This window comes from Kitasatospora sp. NPDC093558 (genome assembly GCF_040683475.1).
In the GTDB taxonomy this organism is placed as follows: domain Bacteria; phylum Actinomycetota; class Actinomycetes; order Streptomycetales; family Streptomycetaceae; genus Kitasatospora.
The window spans coordinates 1-3,351 of sequence record NZ_JBFBDY010000657.1 but is presented as its reverse complement, the minus strand read 5'-3'; the positions used below and the strand labels follow the sequence as shown (position 1 = coordinate 3,351).

At 68.2% G+C, this 3,351-nt stretch carries 4 protein-coding genes; 2 read left to right on the top strand and 2 right to left on the bottom strand.

What is annotated here, in order from left to right; genetic code table 11:
* Positions 1 to 14 precede the first annotated feature (14 nt).
* Positions 15 to 368: an ASCH domain-containing protein gene (locus AB0O00_RS33280; protein ID WP_363658187.1), complete on the bottom strand. Its 354-nt coding sequence runs from the start codon at positions 366 to 368 to the stop codon at positions 15 to 17.
* A 125-nt stretch (positions 369 to 493) separates the two neighbouring features.
* Positions 494 to 1,486, bottom strand: coding sequence for a tetratricopeptide repeat protein (locus AB0O00_RS33275; RefSeq protein ID WP_363658185.1), 993 nt, complete (start codon positions 1,484 to 1,486; stop codon positions 494 to 496).
* Positions 1,487 to 1,997: 511 nt separating this feature from the next.
* Here AB0O00_RS33275 and AB0O00_RS33270 point away from each other — a divergent pair.
* Positions 1,998 to 2,174: a hypothetical protein gene (locus AB0O00_RS33270; protein ID WP_363658183.1), complete on the top strand. Its 177-nt coding sequence runs from the start codon at positions 1,998 to 2,000 to the stop codon at positions 2,172 to 2,174.
* Positions 2,175 to 2,304: 130 nt separating this feature from the next.
* Positions 2,305 to 3,300, top strand: a complete 996-nt coding sequence (gene rfbB / locus AB0O00_RS33265) for a dTDP-glucose 4,6-dehydratase (protein ID WP_363658181.1) — start codon at positions 2,305 to 2,307, stop codon at positions 3,298 to 3,300.
* The last annotated feature ends 51 nt before the right edge of the window (positions 3,301 to 3,351 follow it).

Here is a 3,351-nt window from a genome sequence, read left to right as displayed (position 1 = left end):
GCCGGGCACGCCCGTTATCGCTCGGTGGTGGGGGCGAGCTGCAGGTGGATCGCGAGGACGCCGAGCGCTTCCTTCTCCGGCGGGTAGATCTCGCGGCAGGCCGCGAGCAGTTCGGCCCGGTCCATGCCCTCGCTGCCGATCGCCTCGTTGTCTTCGGCGTCGAGCATCGCCTCGAAGGTCGGGTACTCGGCGACCTTGACGACCTGGGTACGGCAGCGAGTCCCGCCGGACTCGAAGACGAGGGCCTGGCCGGGGTGGATCCTGCGCATGCTCGGATAGCCGACTCGGACCTCGATCGTCTTGGTGCCGTCGGCGATCAGGTCGAGGTAGGGGCGGCGGATCTGGATGACGCGGTCCTGCTCGGGCATGGGCTCTCTTTCTACGCCGGGGTGGACAGGGCGGTCAGGCGCTCGCGAAGTTCGCCGGCGGCGCCGTGGCCGGGGTAGCGGCGGGCGAGGTAGGTGGTGAGGTCGGTGGCGGCGTCTTACGGTTCCTATTCGAGAGCTGCGGCCTGTTCGTCCAGTTCGCCGACGCCGGGTACGTCACGGAGACGGTACAAGCGGGCCCGCATGTCGTGGATCGCGTCCTGAACCTTGATAGAGCGGATGCCATCAGCGTTGTCCAGGAAGTCGCGCCAGGAGTCGAGGGCTCCGTCCACGTTGTCCTGTCGGAGCCGGACGGTGCCGAGGTCGGCGAGGACGATGGCACGGGAGCGCCGGCGATCGAGCCCGTGGATGTCCAAGGCGTGGTGGAGGTGGTCCTGCGCACTCGTGAAGTCCCCGAGCTGGGCGAGGACCATCCCGGCTTCGTGGGCCCAGCGGCCGATGCTGTAGTGCGAGGCCCAGGAGTCGCTCGGGGCGCCGGTCGCACGTTCGATGGCGGTCTGGGAAGCGGCGAGCGAGACCGTGGCGGTGCGGCGGTCGCCGTCGAGGGCTGCAGCGTTGGCGAGGGTGGCGTGGTAGTAGGCCACGGCGCGGGGGTCGTCGAGCTGTTTGGCAAGGTTGACGCAGTCCTCGGCAAGACGGACGGCGGTTGGGCGGAAGCCGAGGTCGATGGCCTGGACGGCGAGGCCGCGCAGAGCGGTGGCGGCGAGCTCGGCGTCGCCGGCCTCGGAGGCCAGCCGGAAGGAGTGCGCGTAGTACTGCTGGGCCGCGTCCTGGTTGCCTTCGTCCTGAGCCATCCATCCCGCGAGGTGCACGAGTTGGGCGGTTGCAGCGAAGAGCTCCCGGCCGACGGTTTCGGTCCACGTGCCGTCGAGCCACTTGGAGACGTCCTCGTGGAGGTAGCGGACGGCCAGGTGGCGAGCGTGGCCGCCGCCGAGCTCGGCGGCGGCGTCGCCGAGGGACCTGGTCATCTGGCGGACGGCGGCGACCTCGCCCCGGCCGACGTGGATTGTGCTGCCGGACTTCAGCCGTACGCGGCGGGTGATGCTGTCCGGATCCGGCATGCCCAGGGCCGCGAGCGCGTACGCGCTTGAGGCGGCCATGAATCCTCGACGATCCACCACGTCCCTCCGTCCGAGTTCAATGACTGCTGTCACGGTATCGCCCGGCAGTGAGCCATCAGGATCGGTTGGCGAACAAAGCTCCGAGCCTTCTGGGTGAAGCTCCAAGACCTCGATCATGAAGGGCATCCAGTACGTGGGGACGCGACCGCCAAGTTCCCACCGGGAGACCTGATCGCGCTTTGGGCCTTCGCCACCCTTGCCCTCGACCGCGCCCAGCTCCCGGCCCAGACGCGGCTGAGACCAGCCCTTTCTCTTTCTCGCGGCCCTGATCAGGGCTCCGATCGATTCGGCATCCCCTGACACGACACCCCCTCCCGTGGCCGACACTGGCCGACAGATGGCCGACATCTGGCCCACACACTGGCAGCTTCTGCGGCTGTGCACACGGGTGTTGACTAAGAGTCACTCAGAGGGGCTCCTTGGGTCGATTCACGGTCGCTTCGCGCTCCCGACCCGTGCCGCACATCCGCCACCCACGAAAGGCCGCACCATGCCTCGTCATGCCCCGCCCGACCGCGACCGGCTCGGCGCAGCACTCACCGCGTCGTGGATCGCCGGGCACCTCGCGGTGATCCCGCTGCTCGGTGTTGCTGTCGAACAGGACGCCGTCCGTCCGTTCGCGGCCCCGGCGGCCGCGAGTCCGGACATTGAGCCCGACACGGCCTGACTCCCCCAGGTGCTCGCCCGGCCGCAACGCTGGCACTCCGCGTGAAGCAACCCGATGTCACAACTCCTGATATCGAGCGCTTATATGACGGTTCATCAGGCCAATCGATGGCGGCATAGGATTCGTCCTCATGAGCCAGAAGAATATCCTCGTGACCGGCGGAGCCGGCTTCATCGGCGCCAACTTCGTCCGCTTCACCGCGGCCCACCGCCCCGAGTACCGCATCCGGGTCCTGGACGCGCTGACCTACGCCGGAAACAAAAGCAACCTCGACGGCCTGGACGTCGAGCTGGTTGTGGGCGACATCTGCGACCGAGAGCTCGTCGACCGGCTCGTCGCCGAAACCGACGTGGTGGCCCACTTCGCCGCCGAGTCCCACGTCGACAACTCCCTGCACGACCCCGAGCCGTTCGTACGTACCAATGTCCACGGCACCTTCAGCATGCTGGAGGCCGTCCGCCGCCACGGCAGGCGCCTGCACCACATCTCCACCGACGAGGTTTTCGGCGACCTGCCTGTCGACAGCACCGCCCTGTTCATCGAAGACAGCCCGCACAACCCCTCCAGCCCCTACTCCGCCACCAAGTCCGGCTCGGACATGTTGGTTCGCGCCTGGGCCCGCTCCTACGGCGTCCAGGCAACGATCTCCAACTGCGCCAACAACTACGGCCCCTACCAGCACCCTGAGAAGTTCATCCCCCGCCAGGTCACCAACCTGCTCACCGGCGCCCGCCCCCGCCTCTACGGCGACGGCACCAACGTCCGCGAGTGGACCCACGTCGACGACCACAACGCCGCCGTCCACGCGATCCTCGACCACGGAACGCCCGGCGAGACCTATCTCATCGGCTCCGGCGACGAGCGCAGCAACAAGGCGATCGTCCAGCTCATCCTCGAACTCCTCGGCCACGACACAGACGCTTACGACCACGTTTCCGACCGCCCCGGCCACGACCTGCGCTACGCCAACGACAGCTCCAAGCTGCGTGCTCTGGGCTGGCAGCCGCGCTACAGCGACTTCCGTCAAGGCCTCGCCGACACCATCGCCTGGTACCAGGACAACCAGCCCTGGTGGCAGGTGCAGAAGACCACCACCGAGACGAAGTACACCAAGATCGGGCGCTGACCCCACAGCACGGGGCCGGGGCCCGGAAAGGACCCGCCCCGTGCCCCGCAC